Origin of the sequence: Halorubrum sp. SP3, from assembly GCF_005435195.1 — an archaeon.
Lineage (GTDB): Archaea > Halobacteriota > Halobacteria > Halobacteriales > Haloferacaceae > Halorubrum > Halorubrum sodomense.
Window position 1 is genome coordinate 1 of record NZ_SGTU01000089.1, and the last position, 1,468, is coordinate 1,468.

General features: G+C 52.7%; 2 protein-coding genes. Both read right to left on the minus strand.

Features of this window, described 5'->3' with window-relative positions; genetic code table 11:
* Nucleotides 1-377 precede the first annotated feature (377 nt).
* Nucleotides 378-1,013: an HNH endonuclease gene (locus tag EXE42_RS20695; protein ID WP_321167824.1), complete on the minus strand. Its 636-nt coding sequence runs from the start codon at nt 1,011-1,013 to the stop codon at nt 378-380.
* The coding region (locus tag EXE42_RS15490) for a hypothetical protein (protein WP_206750730.1) at nt 949-1,468 on the minus strand (520 nt) is incomplete at its 5' end. The genes EXE42_RS20695 and EXE42_RS15490, both read right to left, overlap by 65 nt.

Sequence of the window (1,468 nt, forward strand, 5' to 3'; positions counted from 1 at the left end):
ACGGTTCTGTCGTTCACGTCATAGCGGTCAGCGATGTCGTTGTGGGTTTCTCCGTAACCCCAGTACAGCTCGTAAAGCCGATGCTTCGACGGTTTACTCATTTTTCTCTATCTCTCTGTTTTCCAACTCACGGTCCAACATTTTCTCGTCTAACTCGGCCTGTTGTTCTAACTTCTTCATCTTCCGCTCGTGGCGGCGCCTGTGGATGTCTTCTATTAATAGTCCTACTGTTACGACAGTCACGGTAGCGACGACGGTGAGTGACCAACTAATCATCTAATACCCCCACTGAGGCTGTCCGTCGGCAAGCGTCAACGGCTCGTACTCGTCGGCAAACTCATCGTACGGCACCGACCGACGCTTTTGTCTTTTCAGTTTCATTGGTGAGGAAGTATTCTGCCGTCATCGTCTCTATCCCACGTAGAGAGGTGATCTCTCATGTGTTCCTCGGTGGTGAGTAACTCAATATTTTGAGTTCGATTGTCCCACGGTATCCGATTCTTGTGATGTACGTCCTTCTCGCGTAACTCATCTAAACCATGTTCCGCTACTGCGAGTAACCGATGAACCATCACATCGAACGAAGATCCTTGATGAGTCACTGACCACTTCTCATACCCGTGCTGAGTACGGAAATGTGGCGGTCTGTCTGCTGAAGCTGTGCGTACGGGAAGATCGTGCCTCCGCAACCAGTCCAACACAGAGTGTTCGCTTCCACACAAGCGATTACCAACTTCTTCGGCACTTAGACCCTTATCAACGTACAATTCTTTGAGCTTCTCTTTATCAGAGTATGGTTTAGGATTGATCCCGTGTTTTTCACACCAGCGATGTATCGTTCCCCTGCTCACACCACACTCATCAGCGACGCTAGGTACGTGATATTCGTGTTTCTCAAGCAACGATTCCAACTTCTGTTGATCTTTGTATGGTTTCTCACTTGTCATTTCAGTATCCCCATTTTGGTTGTCCATCTGCGAGGTACAACGGCTCGTACTCGTCGGCAAACTCATCGTACGGGACGTGCCTTCTCCGAGACCACTCACCGACGACGGTGAGATCCACGGTGCCATCATCGAGGCCGACGACGGTCCAGATTACGTCATCTACGTCGTCTTCTGCGGCCCCGAAGGAGCCGAAGGTGTCCTCGTCGTCCGCCTCTCGAACGTCTTGATGAAGGTGGACTCTCGTTCCATCCTCACATCGCAGCGTCGTCTTGCGCGTGACACGGTCGTCCGCGTCGTCCAAGTACTCACGATGCGGGACTTCGATCCCGATTCTCGCGAGCTGGTGGTTCGGGACAGGGATCCGCGAGAGCATGGCCTTCCGCGCTGCCGACGCCCCGTAGTCAGCCTTCCCCTTCAGTTTGGGGTCAAGGCTGTCGATCAGTTCCTCGTACCGCTGTTCGCGGGTCTGTCGTGGTTGTGTCGGTTGCTCTGTGGTACTCATAGCCTGCCACGAGGCTAGT

Bases quoted from the DNA above. Each gene is read 5' to 3' on its own strand.
- EXE42_RS20695 (WP_321167824.1), bottom strand. From the start codon at position 1,013: ATGAGTTTGCCGACGAGTACGAGCCGTTGTACCTCGCAGATGGACAAC.